This is a genomic window from Tenacibaculum singaporense (genome assembly GCF_003867015.1).
Lineage (GTDB): Bacteria > Bacteroidota > Bacteroidia > Flavobacteriales > Flavobacteriaceae > Polaribacter > Polaribacter singaporensis.
On sequence record NZ_CP032548.1, the window covers coordinates 2,643,791 to 2,662,801 of the forward strand.

A 19,011-nucleotide genomic window follows, 5' to 3' on the forward strand; every position below is an offset into this window, starting at 1 on the left:
TTTTTAGTTTGCAAAAGTAAACTATTTTTACTTTCACTAAAACATTAGACGTAAAATTAACAATTTAGGTCACATTATAGATAAAAAAAACATAAAATCAACTATCTATAAGAAAAACCTATAAAAAACAACCCTATTAAATCATCTTTAAAAGATTTAATTTCTAATCAGAGTAGGATATACAACAAAGGAATAAAAAAACTTCTTAAAAACAAATAAAAAAGACTTTATTATTTTTTTAGTACTTTTTTTAACTGACTTATGACATAATCGATTTCATCGAATGTATTTAATTTACTAAAAGAAAATCTTACTGATGTTTTCTTTTCTTCTTTTTCATCTAAAAATTCCTGTAACACGTGAGATCCCTTACTACTTCCACTTTGACAAGCACTACCTCCAGAAACAGCTACTCCAGATAAATCTAAATTAAATAACAACATTTTATCTTCAATAGGAAACCTTAAGTTCACTATTGTATAGCTTGTTTTTTCTATCGATTCTCCATTAACCTTAATATTAGGGAATAATTCTTTTGTTTTTTCTACAAAATATTTTTTTAACCCTATAATATACTCCTCATCTTTATGTAAATTTTCACAAGCAATTGTTAATGCTTTTTCCATTCCAACTATTGAGTGTACATTTTCAGTACTAGATCTTGCACCTTTTTCCTGTTCACCTCCATGTAACATCGGTAATATTCCTATTCCCTTTTTAAAATAAGCAAAACCTACTCCTTTAGGTCCATGAAACTTATGTGCACTTGCAGTGATAAAATCTATTTGTGTTTTCTGTAAGTCTATATCATAATGCCCTATGGCTTGTACTGTATCTGAATGAAAATACGCTTCATGCTCTTTACATAATACTACAACCTCTTCTATTGGTAGTAAATTACCTATTTCATTATTCACATACATTAAACTCACCAAAGTTTTTTTCTTTGATTTATTTAATAAGCCCCCCAGACTCTCCATTGAAACAGCTCCTTCTTCATTTGCCCTAACATAATCTACTATTATTTTATGTTTTTCTTCTAAAAACTGTACAGTATTTAAAACAGCATGATGTTCTATTTTGGAGGTTATAATTCTTTCTACTCCTAAATTTAAAACAGCGTTAAATAAAATTAGATTATCGGCTTCGGTTCCTCCTGCAGTAAAAATGATTTCGCTTGAAGAAATATTGAAGTGTTTCGCTATATTTTTCCTAGCTGTTTCTACCGCTGCTTTAGCCTTTCTACCATATTGATGTGTAGAAGAAGGATTTCCAAAATTGGTTTGCATTGATTGTTGAACAGCTTCAATAACTTCGGGCAACATAGGTGTTGTTGCTGCATTGTCTAAATAAACAGATTTCATAGCGCAAAAATAAGGTTTTCTTAACGATAGTTATGTTTTCAAAAAAATTATTGATTCTGAAAAATATACACCTCTGTAGCTCCTCGACCATACTTTTGATAAGAAGCGTCATAATACTTTACAGGGTAATTATTTAATAAATATTGTAATTCCGTTTTTAAAACTCCATCCCCTACTCCATGTATTAAAACTAGTTTTGATATTCTTTTAGATATGCAGTATTCTAACTTATGTTTTGCTGTATTAATTTGTAATGATAAAATATCGTAATTATCCATTCCTCTTGTAGACTTTACCAACTTTTCAGCATGTAAATCTACCTCCATAACTACTTCTCTTTTATCTTTTACAAAAGATGTTTTTTTCTTTTTCTCTTTATTTTGAGTCTTGGCTTTAAGCATTGGATTATTAATATCAGAATATTTACTTAACTCATTTTGATCCACTTCAACTTTTACTAATTCTTTCCTAAGAAAACAATACTCCATTCCATCCTCATCTTTAACAAAAACCTCTTCATTATTAATTTTTGTTACAAATCCTCTAATATCAGCATCAATTACTGCCACTTTATTACCGATTTCTAAACACATCCTTAACCTTTATTTAATTAGCTAAAAGGGTATTAGCTTGTATTTTTGCAAATAATTACACTCTGCAAAAGAACTGCAAATAAATGATAAACACTAAGAATATTAATACAAAAGTTTTCTTTGAGGAAGCAAGAAAAGAGTTAATCCTTACTGAAGAGCGAAAAGATTTATTACTTGAAATAGCTGATACTATTCTTGAAGAGTATCTTGACAGAGAGAAAATAAATTTAAATTTCATTTGTACTCATAATTCTAGTAGAAGTCAGTTTGCACAAGTGTGGAGCTTCTTTGCTATTGAGTATTTCAACTTAAAAAATATGTTTACCTATTCTGGTGGAACAGAAACTACTTCTTTTCATAGAAACACGGTTAAATGCTTACAAAAAACTGGGTTTATTTTTAGTGTTGTTGATTTTTCTCATCAAAACCCAAGATATTTAGTTTCTTTTAACGGAACTAAAAAATCTATCTTAGGTTTTTCAAAATTATACGATCATCCTCAAAATAGCTATCCTTTTGTAGCTATAACTACTTGTGACAATGCTGATCAAAACTGTCCATACATTCCTGATGCTATCGAACGTTTTCACTTACCATATAACGACCCTAAAACATCAGACAATACAGACTTAACTGAAGAAACATACCTAAACACTAGTAAACAAATTGCTGGTGAGCTTTTTTTTATTTTTGAAGAAATTCATCAAAAACTATCTTAGTTACACCTCTATATTTTTATCATAAGGTATTCTTTCTAAAATGTAATTAATTACATTTATTCTTGCCACAGTTTTCCTGTTAGCTCGAATAACTTTCCATGGAGATATTTCTGTGTTTGTTTTTGAAAACATAGCTCTTTTGTACTCTGTATAATCATCCCAAAGCTCTTGGGCTTTTTCATCAACAGGTGTCATCTTCCATTGTTTTAATGGATTATTCTTTATATCATTAAATCGCTTAGCTTGTTCTTTCTTATTAATAGACATGTAAATTTTCACCAAACGAATTCCTGATTCTAAAATCATACGTTCAAAATCATTTACCTGATTCATAAAAATTTCATATTCTTCTTGTGTACAAAAACCATTTACAGGTTCAACTACTGCACGATTATACCAGCTTCTATCAAAAAAAACAATTTCTCCTGCTTTAGGAAACTGCTCTACATATCGCTGAAAATACCATTGAGTTTTTTGATCTTCATTAGGTTTTGGAAGTGCTACAATTCGCATATGACGAGGATTGATACGTTCTGTAATTCTACGTATTGCCCCACCTTTACCCGCAGCATCTCTTCCTTCAAAAATTACAATTATTCGTTCATTTTCTTTTATTGCCCAAGCTTGTAAACGAATTATTTCAACTTGTAATTTTTTTAATTTTCTTTCATAATCAACATATCGAATTGCTCTTTCTAAATTAAAAGATTTCGACAATAAAGCTTTTAAACCTCTTGTTGTATTTAATTTATTTACGTCTCTTTGAGTTAACTTTCCCATTTTAATCTAAATGTTTTACTGAACGATAATAACGCATTACAATATTTGGATCTGGTGTTAAAATCGTTTGAGCTTCTTCCTTTCCGTCGTAATCAAACTGAGATAGTACATGACGCATACACTCAACTCTTGCTTCTTTTTTATTATTCGTTTTTACTACTATCCAAGGGCTATATGCTGTATGTGTTTTACTAAACATTTCGTTTTTATAGTGACTATATCTGTCCCATAACTCTTGTCCTCTTTTATCTACAGGGCTAAACTTCCAACGTTTTAATGGATTGTTATTTCTAGAATTGAAACGTCGTAACTGTTCGTCTTTTGAAATTGAAAGCCAAAACTTTATAACTACTACTCCATCTTCATATAACATATGTTCAAACTCTGGTACTTGAACCAAAAAATTCTGATACTGATCGTCATTACAAAATCCCATTACAGGCTCAACTACTGCTCTATTATACCAACTACGATCAAAAAAAACAATTTCTCCAGGGTTTGGCAATTCTTTAATATATCGCTGAAAATACCATTGTCCTTTTTCTACCTCTGTTGGTTTATTTAAAGCTACCAAACGTGTAGAACGCGGATTCATATGCTCCATAAAACGTCGAATACTTCCTCCCTTTCCTGCTGCGTCTCTTCCTTCAAAAATTACAGCTACTCGTTTTTTATTTTTAGCAATCCATTGTTGAAGCTTCACCAACTCTATTTGTAACTTCCTTAGCTCTTCTTCATAATCTAATTTTACCTGAACCTTAGTAATAGAAACCCCCTTTTCTTTAATAATTGTTAACAACTCTTTATTTGTTGAAACATTTTCAAAATCTTCAATTGTTAATACAGGTTCTTCTTTCATAAGTTTATTAATTTTTCTTGTTAATAATTTAACCAAGGATATGCTAAAATAATACGATATTTACAGCTATGAAAAAAAATATACTACTTTTATTTATCTTACTTTCTCTTCCTACATTCTCACAACGTAAATACGCCAAAGAGTTTAGTTTTATAAATGATAATGATTTATATACTTCAACTTACCAAGACCGATATTATACTAACGGAGCTTTTTTAACGTATCGCTTCTTAAGCAAGAATAAAGTTAAAAACATAGCTAAAAAAATATATGAAATTCAATTAGGGCACCATATGTATACCCCATATAAAGCTATCGTAGAAACCATTGAAGAACACGATCGTCCCTTTGCTGGTTATTTGTTTGCTAGCTTTGGTATAAATAAATTTTATACAAATGAGTCTATTTTAAAAACATCTTTACAATTAGGTGTTATTGGCTCATCTTCTTTAAGTGAAGAACTTCAAGGTATTATTCATAAAATGTATGGCTTTAGAAAAGCTACCGGATGGGATTATCAAATAAAAGATGCATTTGCCCTAAATTTAAAAGCTGATTATATAAAAAAAATAAGCAAAGACAATGTTTTTGACCTTAACTGGATAAATTCTGCTAGATTAGGTACTGTTTATACTGATTTATCAACCGGTTTATATACTCGTATTGGTTTCAAACCTTTAGAAAGTATTATTAACTCTATTGCTTTTCATGGAAACTTAAATAACCAAAATACTAATTTCGAAAATAAGGCGGAAGTTTTTTTATACCTAAAACCAATGCTCCATTATGTTGCCTATGACGCAACTATTGAAGGAAGCTTTTTAACCGACAAAAATCCTGTAACATTTGAAGTAGAACCTTTTAAATTCACTACAGAGTTTGGAATTCGTTTTACAAGTAATCGTTTTAATTTTGGGTATACCATAAATTACCACACTAAAAAGCTCAAAAGCTCACGTGTTCCAAAAGGTAATTTTTATGGTACAATACAATTAAATTATCAGTTTAATTAGGGGTATTGTACACTTATAAAAAAATAATTTTTAAAATCATCAAATTAAGATATATTTGTAAGTCTAATAAATAGAAAAATTACTAAATGAAATTTATCGTATCTAGCTCACAATTATTAAAACAACTACAAGTTTTAGGTGGGGTTATAAATAGCAATAACACGTTACCAATTTTAGATAACTTTTTATTTGAACTATCTGAAAACGAATTAAAAATATCAGCTTCCGACCTTGAGACAACCATGTCATCAGTTATTGAAGTTGAAAGTACTGATACTGGAGCGATTGCTATAAATGCTCGTTTATTATTAGATACTTTAAAGACATTTCCTGAACAACCTCTTACTTTTAAGGTTGAAGGAGATAATACCATTGAAATTATTTCTGAGCAAGGGAAGTATGACATGGCTTACTTTAGCGGAGATGAGTTCCCTAAAGCTGTAGAATTACCTTCTCCTAGTAGCACTGAAATTCCATCTCATATTTTAGCTACAGCTATTTCAAAAACTATTTTCGCTGCTGGTAATGATGATTTACGCCCAGTAATGAGTGGTGTATTTTTTCAGTTCAATTCGAAAGAATTAACTTTTGTAGCTACCGACGCTCATAAATTAGTAAAATATACACGTACCGATATTACTGCTGATAAATCAGCTGAATTTATCATGCCTAAAAAACCTTTAAACTTATTAAAAGGAATTTTAGGGGGATCAGAAAACAACGTTACTATTGAGTATAATGATACCAATGCTAAATTTACTTTTGATAATGTAGTATTAATCTGTCGATTAATTGACGGGAAATACCCTAATTACGAAGCTGTTATACCTAAAGAAAATCCAAATAAATTAACTGTTGACAGAGCTTCTTTCTTAAACTCTGTACGTCGTGTTTCTATTTTTTCTAGTAAAACAACACATCAAATTCGTTTGAAAATGGCGGGTACTGAGTTAAATATTTCTGCAGAAGATTTAGACTATTCTAATAAAGCCGACGAACGATTAAACTGTGATTACCAAGGAGACGATATGCAAATTGGATTTAACTCTCGCTTTTTAAGTGAAATGTTAAATAACTTAAACTCTAACGACGTTTTAATTGAAATGAGTTTACCAAACAGAGCTGGAATTTTAACTCCTATTGATGGAACTGAAGAAGGTGAATTAGTAACTATGCTTGTTATGCCTGTGATGTTAAACGGATAATAAAATCCTCTACACATAAAATTACAAAAGCCACAGAATCAAAACTCTGTGGCTTTTGTAATTTTATTTAATGTCTTTCTCTTTTAAAAATGATAAATAATTGTAAATTTACCTCTTTCAAACTTTATAAATTATAATGGGTAGAATTATTGCAATTGCAAATCAAAAAGGTGGTGTAGGTAAAACTACTACATCTGTAAACTTAGCTGCGGCTTTAGGTGTTTTAGAAAAAAAAGTATTGTTAATTGATGCTGATCCCCAAGCAAATGCTACTTCTGGTTTAGGTTTAGACGTTGAAAGTGTAGAAATTGGAACATATCAGGTTTTAGAACATACAATTCCTGCAAAGGATACTGTTTTAAAAACAGACTCTCCTAACGTTGACTTAATCCCTGCTCATATTGATTTAGTTGCTATTGAAATTGAATTGGTAGACAAGCAACAACGCGAGTATATGTTAAAAAAAGCGTTAGAAGATATTAAAGATGATTACGATTTTATTTTAATTGATTGTGCTCCATCTTTAGGTTTAATAACTTTAAACTCTCTAGTAGCTGCTGACTCTGTTGTTATTCCAATTCAATGTGAATACTTTGCTTTAGAAGGTTTAGGAAAATTATTAAACACAATTAAGAGTGTTCAAAAAATACATAATCAAGAATTAGAAATTGAAGGTTTGTTATTAACTATGTTCGATTCTCGTTTACGATTATCAAACCAAGTGGTAGATGAAGTACGCAAACACTTCAGTTCTATGGTTTTTGAAACAATAGTACACAGAAATATTCGTTTAAGTGAAGCACCAAGTTATGGAGAAAGTATAATTTCATACGATGCAACGAGTAAAGGTGCCGTAAATTACTTAAATTTGGCGAACGAAATTTTAACTAAAAACGCATAATCACTGTAAATGGCAAAAGCAACAAAAAAACAAGCTTTAGGTAGAGGTTTATCAGCATTATTAAAGGAAACTGCAGAAGTAAATTCAGCAGAAGACAAAAATGCAGATAAGTTGGTTGGAAATATTATTGAAATTGATATAAACTCAATAGATGTAAACCCTTACCAACCTAGGACTTATTTTGATGAAGAAGCGTTGCGTGAATTAGCTAGTTCTATTAAAGAATTAGGAGTTATTCAGCCTATTACTGTACGTAAACTATCAAGCGATAAGTTTCAATTAGTTTCTGGGGAACGTCGTTTTAGAGCCTCTAAACTTATTGGAAACAAAACCGTTCCTGCTTACATTCGTTTAGCCAACGATCAGGAAATGTTAGAAATGGCGTTGGTAGAAAATATTCAACGTAAAAACTTAGATCCAATTGAAGTTGCCCTTTCTTACCAGCGTTTAATTGATGAAATTCAACTTACTCAAGAAGAACTAAGTACTCGTGTTGGAAAAAAACGTTCTACAGTTACTAACTATTTACGTTTACTTAAGCTAGATCCTATTATTCAAACAGGAATGCGTGATGGTTTTATTTCAATGGGACACGGTCGTGCATTGATTAATGTTGATAGTAACTCTGATCAATTAAACATTTATGAGAAAATTGTTCGTGATAAACTATCAGTGCGTCAAACTGAAGAACTTGTAAAAAACTTAAAAGCTGGTAAGGTTGCTAAAACAACCAAAAAGAAAGCTTTACCTAATTATATTTCTGAAAGCGTTAAGGATATTAGCGACTATTTTGGACATAAAATTGACGTTACAGTGAACAATCGTGGAAAAGGTAAAATTTCTATCCCTTTTCATTCTGAAGAAGATTTTAACCGTATTAAAAACTTACTAAAGTAATTGAACGTACGTATAATCATATTCGCTTTTTTTAGTCTTTTTTTGTTTCAAAATACCTTTGCTCAAAAAGATTCTATTGCCGTTAGGGCAAAACAACTTCAGTTAACAAGTGACAAATACAATCCTTTGTCACCTTCAAAAGCTGCCTTTTACTCAGCTATTTTTCCTGGAGGTGGACAAATTTATAATGGAAAGTATTGGAAAGCCCCAATAGTATGGGCAGCAATAGGCGCTAGTGCTTATTTTTATATTGATAATAGCGATCAGTATGATCGATACCGAACAGCTTTTAAACTTCGTAAACAAGGATTAAAAGACGAATTTACTAGAGAGGATGGAACTGTTCTTATTTCTACTGCTGGTTTAGAAAGTGCACAGAAAACTTTACGAAAAAATAGAGATTTATCATTATTAACTGGTGTGCTTTTATATGTTTTACAAATTGTTGAAGCCAGTGTTAATGCACACTTATTACAATTTGACACAGATGATAGCTTATCTGTAAAACCAGTAATCACTCCAGATCCTTTATTTATCGAAGCTCCTAAAGTTGGTTTAACACTAAAATATTCTTTTTAAGATGAAAATAGCCTTACTTGGTTATGGTAGAATGGGTAAAGAAATTGAAAAAATTGCTTTACAAAGAGGACATAAAATTGTTATAAAAACTTCTGGAAAAGAAGTGTATGATATTACAAAAGCTGATGTAGCAATAGACTTTAGTATTCCTTCTTCAGCATACGACAATATCAGCAATTGTATTAACAATAATATACCTGTTATTTCTGGAACTACTGGTTGGTTAGATAAATACAACGATATTGTTGATTTATGTAATGACAAAAAAGGTGCATTTATTTATGCTTCTAACTTTAGTTTAGGGGTTAATGTTTTCTTTGAACTAAACAAACAGCTTGCTAAAATGATGAGTACTTTAGAACAATATAATGTTTCTATTGAAGAAATTCATCATACTAAAAAGTTAGATGCTCCAAGCGGTACTGCAATTACATTGGCAGAAGGTATTATTGAAAATACTAATCAAAAAGCTTGGGAATTAGACGAAAAAACATCAGAAGAAAATATTCCTATTACAGCTATCAGAACTCCGGATGTTCCGGGTACTCACACCGTGACTTACAATTCTGAGGTAGATACTATTGATATTAAACACACAGCTCATAATCGTCAAGGTTTTGCTTTAGGTGCTGTAATTGCTGCTGAGTGGTTAAATAATAAAACAGGTGTTTTTACTATGCGAGATGTGTTAAACTTAGGTTAATAACGTAACAAACAACTCAAAAAACACACAAATAAAATTGAATTTTATTCCTTACAAGGAACTACAAAATATATAGATTATGACATTTACTGAATGGTTTTTATTCTTTTTATTCATACAAGTTGTTCATTTTTTAGGTACTTGGAAACTATACACTAAAGCTGGAAAAAAAGCTTGGGAAGCTGCTGTACCTGTTTATAATGCCATCGTATTGATGCAAATAATAAACCGTCCAAAATGGTGGGTAATTTTATTATTCATTCCTATTGTAAACTTATTAATGTTTCCTATAATTTGGGTTGAAACTTGTAGAAGTTTTGGTTTTAACAAAAGACCTGACACTATTTTAGCTATTCTAACTTTAGGGTTATATATCTATTACATCAATTATTTTACAGATGCAAAATACATTGAAAACAGAAGTTTAAAACCAAGATCTCCTTTAGGTGAATGGGTTAGCTCAATTGCTTTTGCTATTATAGCTGCTACTTTAGTGCATACTTACTTTATGCAGCCATATACCATTCCTACATCATCATTAGAAAAAACCTTATTAGTTGGTGATTACTTATTTGTGAGTAAGTTTCATTACGGTGCTCGTGTACCAATGACTACCGTTGCTGCACCAATGGCACACGATACTATTCCTGGATTGGGTATAAAATCATTTTTATCTGATGATAAAAACAAAGATGGTTTGTTAAATAAGCTGTCATTACCTTATATGCGTATTCCTGGTTTTCAGAAAATTAAACGTAACGATATAGTTGTTTTTAGCTGGCCTTCAGATTCCTTAGCAACAATGTGGGGAGATAATTCTGGGAAATTCACCTATAAACCTATTGATAAACGTACTAACTATGTAAAACGTGCTGTAGGTATTCCTGGTGATAGCTTAGAAGTTCGTGATGGTTATGTATTTATTAATGGAGAGAAAACGGTATTACCTGATAGAGCAAAGCCACAATGGTACTTCTTTGTTGATACTGAAGGTAAAGAACTACCACAAACTGTTATCCAAAAATATAACAAAAACAGAGAAGGTAAAATGACTACAGATGGAAAGTATCTCTTAAACCTTACTGATGAAGAAGCCGCTTCACTTACCAAAAACTCTCTTGTTAAAAAAGTTGAAAAATTTTTAGCACCTAAAGGGTTCTATGACAAATCTGTTTTCCCTCACGATCCAAAATATGCTTGGTCTGCTGATAATTTTGGACCAATATATATTCCTAAAAAGGGAGTTACTGTTAAATTAAATTCTAAAACAATTTCTTTTTATGAACAAATTATCCGAAGATATGAGAATAATAATTTAACCATTTTTGGAGACGACATTTATATCAATGGTAAGAAAGCAAAAGAATATACTTTTAAGCAAGATTACTACTGGATGATGGGAGACAATCGTCAACGCTCATTAGACGCTAGAAATTGGGGATATGTGCCTTTTGACCACGTAGTTGGTAAACCTGTTATGATTTGGTTAAGTTGGGATGCTAATGCACCTAATTTTATTGCTAAATTAAACTCTATTCGTTGGGATAGAATGTTTACAACTGTTGGTGGTAGTGGTAAACCAGTTTCTTATCTTTGGTTAGTTTTATTATTAATTGGAGGTTATACTGTGTATAGTTTTAGAAAAAGTAAAAAGAAGAAAGCATAATGTCACTTTTTGTCCCTACATACTTTGCTCCTATTTCACAATATGCAGCAATCTATCAATCGGATACTATTACTTTTGAAGTAGAAGATAATTACCAAAAACAAACCTATCGAAATCGTTGTTATATTTATGGAGCAAATGGTAAATTAGCTCTCAATATTCCTGTTAAACATAAAACAAAAGAAGGTAGAAAAAAGACCAAAGATACCTTAGTAGAAAACGACTTCCCATGGCAACAACAACACTTTAAATCGTTACAATCCGCCTATCGCTCCTCTCCTTTTTTTGAGTTTTTTGAAGATGACTTACTAGCTATTTTCAATAAAAAATATACCTTTTTACAAGATCTAAATATCGACACTCATTTATTTGTGACAGATGCTCTACAAATTAAACAGCAATTTAACAAAACTACTAGGTACGAACTGAACCCTGAAAGCACAGATTTTAGAGCTCTAGCTATTGCTAAAAAAGGAATTGAAATAGAAATGGACACTTATATTCAAATGTTTGATGATAAATACGGATTTATACCTAATTTATCTATCTTGGATCTTTTGTTTATGGAAGGAGCTAACACTATTAGCTTTTTAGAAAAAATTAATGTAAATTTGAAATAGTCCCCTCTGATTATTTCATCCTTTCATTATTTACTTATGGAGTTTTTTAGAGAATTTTCCCAGAATTTCTACCCTTTATCTGAAGATGCTTTAAATAAGATTTTTAATATTCTGTCTATTAAAAAGTTTCCTAAAAATTATAAATTGGTTTCTTTAGGTCAGAAACCCACGAACGTATATATCTTAAAAGAAGGTATTATAAGGTCATATAATATTGATATCAAAGGAAAAGAACACACCAAAACTATTTACACACCAGTAATTACATCTGGTAACCTAGGTGCTTTGATTAAAAATGAGCCTTCTGAGTTAATTTACGAGTGCTTAACTGACTGTGAAGTTATAGAATGTGATTATCACGATTTTTACAAACTTTCTTTACAACATCATGAGATTTCTATTTTTCACTATAAAATACTACAAAATATTTACATTAGAGAAGAATCAAAAATTTTAGAACTACAAATGTTAGATGCTACTCAGAGATATAAAAAACTACAGGAAAACTATCCAAATATTGACAACCTTATTAATCAATATCACATAGCTTCATACCTTAACATCACTCCTGTTCAACTTAGTAGAATTAGAAATAATTATAATTATTAACATATGTTAATGGTTATACTATAAAACTAATTTACATTTGTCTCTGTAATTAACAAGTTACATACCCCTTAACATATTTCAGACCTAATTTCCCCTTAAAGTTAGGTCTGACTTTTATTTTAAATAAGTAAAAGTTTTTTGTTAACTTAGTCTTTTACCCTCACTATTATCATATAACTTGTTAATTATGAATGATGATATAAAAAAATTTGTTCATCTATTTTTTGACTTACCAGATTATTTAGTTTCTCTCTTTGAAGGTATAGTTACATATGTAGAATTGAAACCCAATGAAATATTTACTAAAGAAGGCGAATACTCCAATGATTTTTTCATAGTTAAAACGGGTATCATGAGATCCTATTTATTAAATGAAAAAGGAACAGAAACAACTAGAGCTTTTTTTATCTCTGGTGATATTTCTGGAGCAAACTCAGCGATGATGCAAAAAAAATCTTCCGAAGTAAACTATCAAGCGCTAACTAAAGTAACAGGCTACAAAGGTGATTTTAATAAACTTATTGAATTGACATTAAAGTATAAAGAGTTTAGTTTATTTTATATAAAAGCTCTTGAAAACGCTTATTTAAAGGCAGAAGAATTACTCTTGGATATTTCTACACTCACTTCAACAGAAAGATATATAGCTTTAAAAAAAAGAATACCTGGTATTGACAAATTAATTACACAACGTCATATTGCTTCATACCTAAACATTTCTCCTGTTCAACTTAGCAGAATTAAAAAAAAACTAAATAATCAATAATTTTTTAACACAAATTAAGAGGCTGTTTGTTTATTTTATATATATTTGTCGCCGAAGCATTTCCCCCTTTTAATGTTTCATTCCCCCTTATTATTAAGAAAAGACTTGTTCCCTTTGTGTGCAGGTCTTTTTATTTTATATACCTTTTTGCTAAATTATTTATTTGTTCAGAAATAGATAATTTTACTACCACAAAAACATAAACTACAATAATTAATATACTTTTTAAAATAATGTTTATTATCGGGTGAATTGGGAACTCAAAAAGATAAAACTCGGGTATAGAGAAATTCCAAAAATTAAAGCCTAAAAACATAATTAAGACAATAAGAATCATTAAAAATGTTTTATTAGTAAAAGGAGTCATATTAAACTTTTCTTTTACAAACCATAGTTTAAAAGTATTAAACACTAAAACTGTAATAAGTGTTGCTAGTGCCAATCCTTTTGTTCCCATCTCTAAATCATTAAAAAAGTAAATATTTAAAAAATATACAGAAAAGGCCATTCCTAAACCTACAGGTAACGTAATACGATAAAATTTAGAATTACTTATAATAGCACCATTACTACCTAATGACATTAAAAATAACTTTGCAGACGAAATCAATAATACTACTAGTACTCCTTCTTTTCCATAGTTTTTATTCGGCATCAGCCTGAATAACTCCTCCACATTACAATTTACTAAGACAAAAAACAGTCCGCCAATCAACAATAAATTAATAGAACTTTTTTTGTATAAATTCTCTGTTTCTTTAGGATTATTTTCATTAAGTGCCTTAGAGGTTAAAGGCTGTAAAATTTGTCCCATAGCTCTGCTTGGTGCTTCTATGAACGACCCTATAAACACAGCTACCGTATAATATGCAGCTGTAGCAAGACCTTCTTTACCTGGTATCATTACTTTATCTATATCTAATATAATAGCTCCTGCACTACCAGCTAAAATTATATAAAAAGTATATCGTAAAACTTCTTTAAAGTTGTTTGGTAAACTGAATGTAAACTTTGGAGTGTATAAACGAAAAGCATAAGTCATCATTAACAACACTCTAAATATATATGCCGCAGACATGTATATTAAAAACTCTTCTTTGGTTATAAAATTAAAGTATACAGCAAAAAGCAAAACCATTACTGCTAATCTATTGTATAGTTCTTTTAAAAGGTTTCCAAACACTGACTGCATTTGTACTCTTGCCCAAGAGTAAAACACTTCAAAGTAAGCACATGCAACAGCTATTATGTAAATATAAATTGTATAGTCTTCAATTATTAAATTTTCATTCGCTCCACTTTCTACTACATAGCTCATAATCCAATCATGAAAGAAATTCCAAAAATATCCTATTGGAATTGCTATGAATAATGGTAAAAAAATTATAGAGCTTAAGAACTTATCTTTTTCCACCTTTGAAGTATACCCTGAAAAAAACTTGATAATGGTAAAATGAACTCCGAAAGCTGTTATGGGCATGATTAAATTTGAAGCAGAAAACACATAGGTTGCTAACCCGTAATACTCATCACCTAAAAATCGTGTATATAATACTAAGGTATTAATACCGCCTATTAAAAATCCTAAATAAATTATTAAGGTATTTCTAAATGATTGTTTAAATACAATTCCCAATTTATTCTTTTATTAATTTTAGTATTGATTGATATATTTTTTCTCCCACATTCTCTCCATATAACGGCTCTTTAAAATCTTTTGTTGTCCTTAAAAACTGTTGAAAATAACTTTCTATTTTTTCTGTACTAGCTCCAGTTATAGCTGCATAACCATTATCTACCAATTCTTTCCATTCAGTTTCTTCTCTTGCTATGATGCAAAACTTTTTATTAAAGAAAGCCTCTTTTTGTAGTCCGCCACTATCAGTAATAACCAAGCTACAGTTTTTCAACAGTTCTAACATTGAAAAGTAACCTACTGGATTAATAAAAGTAATATTAGGCTTTAACTTATACTGATCAAGCATTTTTTTTGTTCTTGGATGTAATGGCAGTACTACTTTTTTAGATGCATTAATTTTTTCAAGAGCAGAAAAAATACCAGTTAACTTCTCTTTATCATCAGTATTTTCTTGACGATGTATTGTAGCTAGTACAAACTTATTTTTCTCTAAACCTAAGTCTTTAATAATAGTTGATTTATCTTCTGATGACTTACTATAAAATTCTACAGCATCTTTCATAATATCACCATGCTTTTCTATAAAAATATCAAAATTATCAAATCCTTCATTCTTCAAATTTGACACTGCTATTTCTGTCGGACAACTTAAAAGGTTTCCTATTCTATCAGTCAAAATACGGTTGACCTCTTCAGGCATCTGCATATTAAATGAACGTAAGCCTGCTTCAATATGTACCACTTTTATATGTAGTTTTTTAGCTGCTAAAGCTCCTGCTAATGTTGAGTTTGTATCTCCATAAACAACTACTGCATTTGGTTTTTCAATTAGTAAAATCTCTTCGATTTTTTCTAACATCTGCCCAGTCATAGCACCATGACTTAAACCATTTATATTTAAATTGTATTTGGGTTTAGGTATTTGCATTTCATCAAAAAAAACAGCACTCATGTTCGCATCAAAATGTTGCCCTGTGTGTACTATTACTTCTTCTATTTCAGTATGTTTTTGAATTACTCTGCTTAGCACAGCTCCTTTTACAAATTGAGGACGTGCTCCTAATATAGTTACTATTTTTTTCAAGAATTTACAACCTGTTTAAGTATCATAGATAATTTCTCTGTCAATTGTTTTCGATGATATTGTGCTATATTATCAGAAGCTATTTGTAAATCATCTTTTTTATACTGATAATACAATTGTTTTATTGTCTGTTTCATTTTAGCTTTATCATCAAAGTCAATAATTGTTCCTGAGTTAGTTTTAGCTAGTATTTCTGCTAAATCACCATCAACAGGTCCCACTGCTAAGATAGGGCGTTTTGCTTGTAAATATTCAAAAATTTTACCTGTTATAATTCCTTTAGCACTTAGCACTTTATTAACTGCTAGCAACAAAACTTGCGATGCTCTTTGATATTGTTGTGCCTCGTTATGTGGAACATACTCAATCTTAGTTATATTTTTAAACTGACATTTAGCTAAACTTCTTGTTACTTCATCAGCTATTTTTCCGATAAGTTTTATTTCTAAATCTTTAGCAAACTCTTTGTTTTCTAAACTTAACTCAAGTAAAGCCTCCCAAAGTATTTTTGGGTTTCTATCAGCATTCATTAAACCAATGTGAGTGATTGAAAACTTTTTATCAAGCATTACATTTGTTTCTCTATTCCCTTCCGTGTCAAAACCATTAGTAATAACGTGAATATTATTAGAAAATTTTTCATAGTTCCTTTTCATTGTTTTACCTACCACTAATGTCGCATCTGCATATTTTAACACTTCCTGCTCCAATTGGTGATGTGTTGCTTTTGATTTTTGCGTGAGTGGTAATTGATGAAAGTAATCTATATCTGTCCATGGATCTCGGAAATCAGCTATCCATTTTACCCCTAATTCTTTTTTTAGTTGTAATCCTATTAAATGTATACTGTGTGGCGGTCCAGTCGTTATAATTGCATCAATAGCATTTTCTTTTAAATATTTTTTGAGTTTTTTCACAGAAGGTGTTACCCAAAATTTACGTGCATCAGGAATAAAATAATTTGCTCGAACATACTGCATCAATCTACCAATAACGCTTGGATTCGGGTCTAAAAAACCAGCACTTGTTTTAGTTTCTTTCTTCTTAAAAGCAGACAATAAGTTATTAGGCTCCCATATTGGATTTTTAATCACCTCTATTCCGCTTGGAATATCTTTTTTTAATGATACATCTGTAATTGGGTATTTTGCCTCATCTACCGTAAAAATTACAGGCTCTATTTTAAAGTCTCTTAAATATTTAACAAACTTTAACCATCGTTGTACTCCTGATCCACCTGCTGGAACCCAATAATATGTAATTATTAATACTTTCAAATTATATTATAAGTTATTGTACAAGTTTATCAACTCTTTTGATGTTTTATCCCATGTAAACTTGTTTCGCACAAATTCTTTTCCATGTTCTCCTAACTCATTCCTTAATGAATCATTTTGATACAATCTTATTACTTTTCTTGCAAAATCTTCTACATTTTTTTCTTCATGTACCAACCCTGAGTTTATATTAGTGATTAGTTTTTTTTGAGCAGTTGCATTACTTACTAACAAAGGTTTACCTAAACTCATATACTGAAAGAGTTTATTTGCATAAGCAACATCATGTTGTATGTTTCTGTATAAAGGAGAAATGCAAATACTGCTCGCATTAATATAAGAAGGAAATAAAGAAACATTTTGCCAACCTTCAAAATCAACATACTCTTGAATACCTAATTTATTAACCTTTTCTTTTAATGTAGTATCTGTAGTGTTGGTACCTACTATTACAAGTTTTATAGATGAAATTTGTTTTTTTAAATGTTTTACAGCTTCAATTGCAGTTAATAAACCTCTTCTAATATGTGTATCTCCTAAATATAACAACACAAAATTGTTTTTATATTTTTCTATTATCTGCTTATTTACAACCTCTGAGTTATAAAACGACTTTCTAATTGTATTAGGTACCAGAACAACTTTATCTTTGGCTACTTTAGTTCTAAAAATTATTTCATCAACAAACTCTTGTGATACAGTTATAATTTTATCAGCTTTTTCTATAAACTCTTCTTCTTTTTTTTTCCACTTTTTTGGGGAGATTAGATATTTTCCTGGAATTTTTTGTAAATGTGGGTAAAACTTCATTACCTCGGGCATGTTATCATGTAAATCTAAAATAACTGGTAATCGAAATTTTTTATTCACAAGGAAAACTGCTTCTGCAACTCTTATATCATGAATATGAAAAGCTTCAATAGAATTTTTGAATACAAAATCCTTAATTTTTTTTCTCATTAACAAAGAATAAAAAGGAACTGTATAAGTTAATGCAGATAGTTTATACTCTAATCTGTTAGACTTATATCTTCTTATTTTTATTCCATTAATTACTTCTTGAAGATTTTCATTACCATAACTTAAACAAAACAAAAACACCTCGTGGCCTGACTTTATTAATTCTACTGCCTCATTTTCTACTCTTGGATCTGGAGGGAATCTTTTATCTAAAATCATTCCTATCCTCATCTCCCTCTCTTTTTTGTATAATTAATATAATACTTCAATTTATGTTTTCTCAACATATATTCAATTATTAATTGTTTACTCTTTTCGTCTATCATCATCTCCATAATTTCTTCTGATTAGTAATTTTATTATTACTTATTTGTTTTTTAATCATTTTCAACTTATACTTTATATAAATTGAAAACTACTACTAAAATTAATTGCAATTTTTATTATTTATTGATAAATACTAAATCTGTGTTTTCAAATTTATAATACAATCCTCCTACATTATAAATCAAAAAGTATAAAATATTTTAAGTCAAATCATAACTCCAGCAGATTAGTAAAATCTTGTTTTCAACAAATGTATTATTATTTTATTATTTGAAGTAACAGGAATAAAAAAATACATTTTTATAGACCTTTTTTTAAAACAAAAAAAGCGAAGAAATTATTTCCTCGCTTTCAACTTTCTAATTTTCCATAGCAACTCGTACTCAATTACTAGTACATTTTACGTACAGCAAACATACCATTGTTCTCCCCATTAAAAAAGTATTATAT

The 19,011-nt window shown here is 29.9% G+C and carries 19 protein-coding genes; 11 read left to right on the forward strand and 8 right to left on the reverse strand.

From position 1 onward, the window contains the following. Positions 1-230 precede the first annotated feature (230 nt). Complete coding sequence (locus D6T69_RS11640) at positions 231-1,364, reverse strand: cysteine desulfurase family protein (RefSeq protein WP_125067893.1); 1,134 nt, start codon at positions 1,362-1,364, stop codon at positions 231-233. Between the two features lie 47 nt (positions 1,365-1,411). After that, on the reverse strand, positions 1,412-1,957 hold the full coding sequence (locus D6T69_RS11645) for a Smr/MutS family protein (protein WP_125067894.1): 546 nt from the start codon (positions 1,955-1,957) through the stop codon (positions 1,412-1,414). 83 nt (positions 1,958-2,040) lie between these two features. On the opposite strand from D6T69_RS11645, the gene D6T69_RS11650 reads away from it, so the two are divergent. Then, positions 2,041-2,676 carry a low molecular weight phosphatase family protein gene (locus D6T69_RS11650; protein WP_125067895.1) on the forward strand — a complete coding sequence of 212 codons (636 nt, stop codon included), beginning with the start codon at positions 2,041-2,043 and terminating at the stop codon, positions 2,674-2,676. On the opposite strand, the gene ppk2 (D6T69_RS11655) is transcribed toward D6T69_RS11650, so the two are convergent. Both ppk2 (D6T69_RS11655) and ppk2 (D6T69_RS11660) read right to left on the reverse strand, forming a co-directional pair. After that, entirely contained in the window at positions 2,677-3,456 is a 780-nt protein-coding gene (gene ppk2 / locus D6T69_RS11655; protein WP_125067896.1) for a polyphosphate kinase 2, read from the reverse strand. A 1-nt stretch (position 3,457) separates the two neighbouring features. Continuing rightward, the gene (gene ppk2 / locus D6T69_RS11660; protein ID WP_125067897.1) at positions 3,458-4,315 is read right to left on the reverse strand and encodes a polyphosphate kinase 2; all 858 of its coding nucleotides are present in this window, start codon (positions 4,313-4,315) and stop codon (positions 3,458-3,460) included. A 68-nt stretch (positions 4,316-4,383) separates the two neighbouring features. On the opposite strand from ppk2 (D6T69_RS11660), the gene D6T69_RS11665 reads away from it, so the two are divergent. From D6T69_RS11665 to D6T69_RS11710, 10 genes are all read left to right on the forward strand, one after another. Then, entirely contained in the window at positions 4,384-5,328 is a 945-nt protein-coding gene (locus D6T69_RS11665; RefSeq protein WP_125067898.1) for a lipid A deacylase LpxR family protein, read from the forward strand. An 86-nt stretch (positions 5,329-5,414) separates the two neighbouring features. Next, the gene (gene dnaN / locus D6T69_RS11670) at positions 5,415-6,533 is read left to right on the forward strand and encodes a DNA polymerase III subunit beta (RefSeq protein WP_125067899.1); all 1,119 of its coding nucleotides are present in this window, start codon (positions 5,415-5,417) and stop codon (positions 6,531-6,533) included. Between the two features lie 136 nt (positions 6,534-6,669). Further along, on the forward strand, positions 6,670-7,434 hold the full coding sequence (locus tag D6T69_RS11675) for a ParA family protein (RefSeq protein WP_125067900.1): 765 nt from the start codon (positions 6,670-6,672) through the stop codon (positions 7,432-7,434). A gap of 9 nt (positions 7,435-7,443) precedes the next feature. Further along, positions 7,444-8,331 carry a ParB/RepB/Spo0J family partition protein gene (locus D6T69_RS11680; protein ID WP_125067901.1) on the forward strand — a complete coding sequence of 296 codons (888 nt, stop codon included), beginning with the start codon at positions 7,444-7,446 and terminating at the stop codon, positions 8,329-8,331. Further along, a complete protein-coding gene (locus tag D6T69_RS11685; RefSeq protein ID WP_047789666.1) occupies positions 8,332-8,910 on the forward strand; it encodes a DUF5683 domain-containing protein in 579 nt (192 codons plus the stop codon). It begins immediately after the preceding gene. A gap of 1 nt (position 8,911) precedes the next feature. Further along, entirely contained in the window at positions 8,912-9,613 is a 702-nt protein-coding gene (gene dapB, locus D6T69_RS11690) for a 4-hydroxy-tetrahydrodipicolinate reductase (protein ID WP_125067902.1), read from the forward strand. 79 nt (positions 9,614-9,692) lie between these two features. Continuing rightward, the gene (lepB, locus tag D6T69_RS11695; protein ID WP_125067903.1) at positions 9,693-11,279 is read left to right on the forward strand and encodes a signal peptidase I; all 1,587 of its coding nucleotides are present in this window, start codon (positions 9,693-9,695) and stop codon (positions 11,277-11,279) included. Beyond that, positions 11,279-11,899 (forward strand): WbqC family protein, encoded by a 621-nt coding sequence (locus D6T69_RS11700; protein WP_125067904.1) that lies wholly within the window; start codon positions 11,279-11,281, stop codon positions 11,897-11,899. The genes lepB and D6T69_RS11700 overlap by 1 nt, the downstream gene beginning before the upstream one ends. A gap of 36 nt (positions 11,900-11,935) precedes the next feature. Beyond that, positions 11,936-12,508, forward strand: coding sequence for a Crp/Fnr family transcriptional regulator (locus D6T69_RS11705; RefSeq protein ID WP_125067905.1), 573 nt, complete (start codon positions 11,936-11,938; stop codon positions 12,506-12,508). A 187-nt stretch (positions 12,509-12,695) separates the two neighbouring features. After that, positions 12,696-13,274: a Crp/Fnr family transcriptional regulator gene (locus tag D6T69_RS11710; protein ID WP_125067906.1), complete on the forward strand. Its 579-nt coding sequence runs from the start codon at positions 12,696-12,698 to the stop codon at positions 13,272-13,274. 130 nt (positions 13,275-13,404) lie between these two features. On the opposite strand, the gene D6T69_RS11715 is transcribed toward D6T69_RS11710, so the two are convergent. From D6T69_RS11715 to D6T69_RS11730, 4 genes are read right to left on the reverse strand one after another with little or no spacing between them, the layout of a single operon-like run. Continuing rightward, a complete protein-coding gene (locus D6T69_RS11715) occupies positions 13,405-14,910 on the reverse strand; it encodes a lipopolysaccharide biosynthesis protein (RefSeq protein ID WP_125067907.1) in 1,506 nt (501 codons plus the stop codon). Position 14,911: 1 nt separating this feature from the next. Continuing rightward, positions 14,912-15,997: a non-hydrolyzing UDP-N-acetylglucosamine 2-epimerase gene (gene wecB, locus D6T69_RS11720; RefSeq protein WP_125067908.1), complete on the reverse strand. Its 1,086-nt coding sequence runs from the start codon at positions 15,995-15,997 to the stop codon at positions 14,912-14,914. Then, positions 15,994-17,274, reverse strand: a complete 1,281-nt coding sequence (locus tag D6T69_RS11725; protein WP_125067909.1) for a glycosyltransferase — start codon at positions 17,272-17,274, stop codon at positions 15,994-15,996. The genes wecB and D6T69_RS11725 overlap by 4 nt, the downstream gene beginning before the upstream one ends. A 6-nt stretch (positions 17,275-17,280) precedes the next feature. After that, positions 17,281-18,465 carry a glycosyltransferase family 4 protein gene (locus tag D6T69_RS11730; RefSeq protein ID WP_125067910.1) on the reverse strand — a complete coding sequence of 395 codons (1,185 nt, stop codon included), beginning with the start codon at positions 18,463-18,465 and terminating at the stop codon, positions 17,281-17,283. Between the last annotated feature and the right edge of the window lie 546 nt (positions 18,466-19,011).

Excerpts from the sequence above, each read along its gene's own strand:
- D6T69_RS11675 (WP_125067900.1), top strand. The coding sequence starts at position 6,670 with ATGGGTAGAATTATTGCAATTGCAAATCAAAAAGGTGGTGTAGGTAAA.
- D6T69_RS11665 (WP_125067898.1), top strand. The coding sequence starts at position 4,384 with ATGAAAAAAAATATACTACTTTTATTTATCTTACTTTCTCTTCCTACA.
- lepB (WP_125067903.1), top strand. The coding sequence starts at position 9,693 with ATGACATTTACTGAATGGTTTTTATTCTTTTTATTCATACAAGTTGTT.
- ppk2 (WP_125067896.1), bottom strand. The coding sequence starts at position 3,456 with ATGGGAAAGTTAACTCAAAGAGACGTAAATAAATTAAATACAACAAGA.
- D6T69_RS11645 (WP_125067894.1), bottom strand. The coding sequence starts at position 1,957 with ATGTGTTTAGAAATCGGTAATAAAGTGGCAGTAATTGATGCTGATATT.
- D6T69_RS11680 (WP_125067901.1), top strand. The coding sequence starts at position 7,444 with ATGGCAAAAGCAACAAAAAAACAAGCTTTAGGTAGAGGTTTATCAGCA.
- D6T69_RS11730 (WP_125067910.1), bottom strand. The coding sequence starts at position 18,465 with ATGAGGATAGGAATGATTTTAGATAAAAGATTCCCTCCAGATCCAAGA.
- D6T69_RS11650 (WP_125067895.1), top strand. The coding sequence starts at position 2,041 with ATGATAAACACTAAGAATATTAATACAAAAGTTTTCTTTGAGGAAGCA.
- dnaN (WP_125067899.1), top strand. The coding sequence starts at position 5,415 with ATGAAATTTATCGTATCTAGCTCACAATTATTAAAACAACTACAAGTT.
- D6T69_RS11710 (WP_125067906.1), top strand. The coding sequence starts at position 12,696 with ATGAATGATGATATAAAAAAATTTGTTCATCTATTTTTTGACTTACCA.
- ppk2 (WP_125067897.1), bottom strand. The coding sequence starts at position 4,315 with ATGAAAGAAGAACCTGTATTAACAATTGAAGATTTTGAAAATGTTTCA.
- dapB (WP_125067902.1), top strand. The coding sequence starts at position 8,912 with ATGAAAATAGCCTTACTTGGTTATGGTAGAATGGGTAAAGAAATTGAA.
- D6T69_RS11700 (WP_125067904.1), top strand. The coding sequence starts at position 11,279 with ATGTCACTTTTTGTCCCTACATACTTTGCTCCTATTTCACAATATGCA.
- D6T69_RS11640 (WP_125067893.1), bottom strand. The coding sequence starts at position 1,364 with ATGAAATCTGTTTATTTAGACAATGCAGCAACAACACCTATGTTGCCC.
- D6T69_RS11705 (WP_125067905.1), top strand. The coding sequence starts at position 11,936 with ATGGAGTTTTTTAGAGAATTTTCCCAGAATTTCTACCCTTTATCTGAA.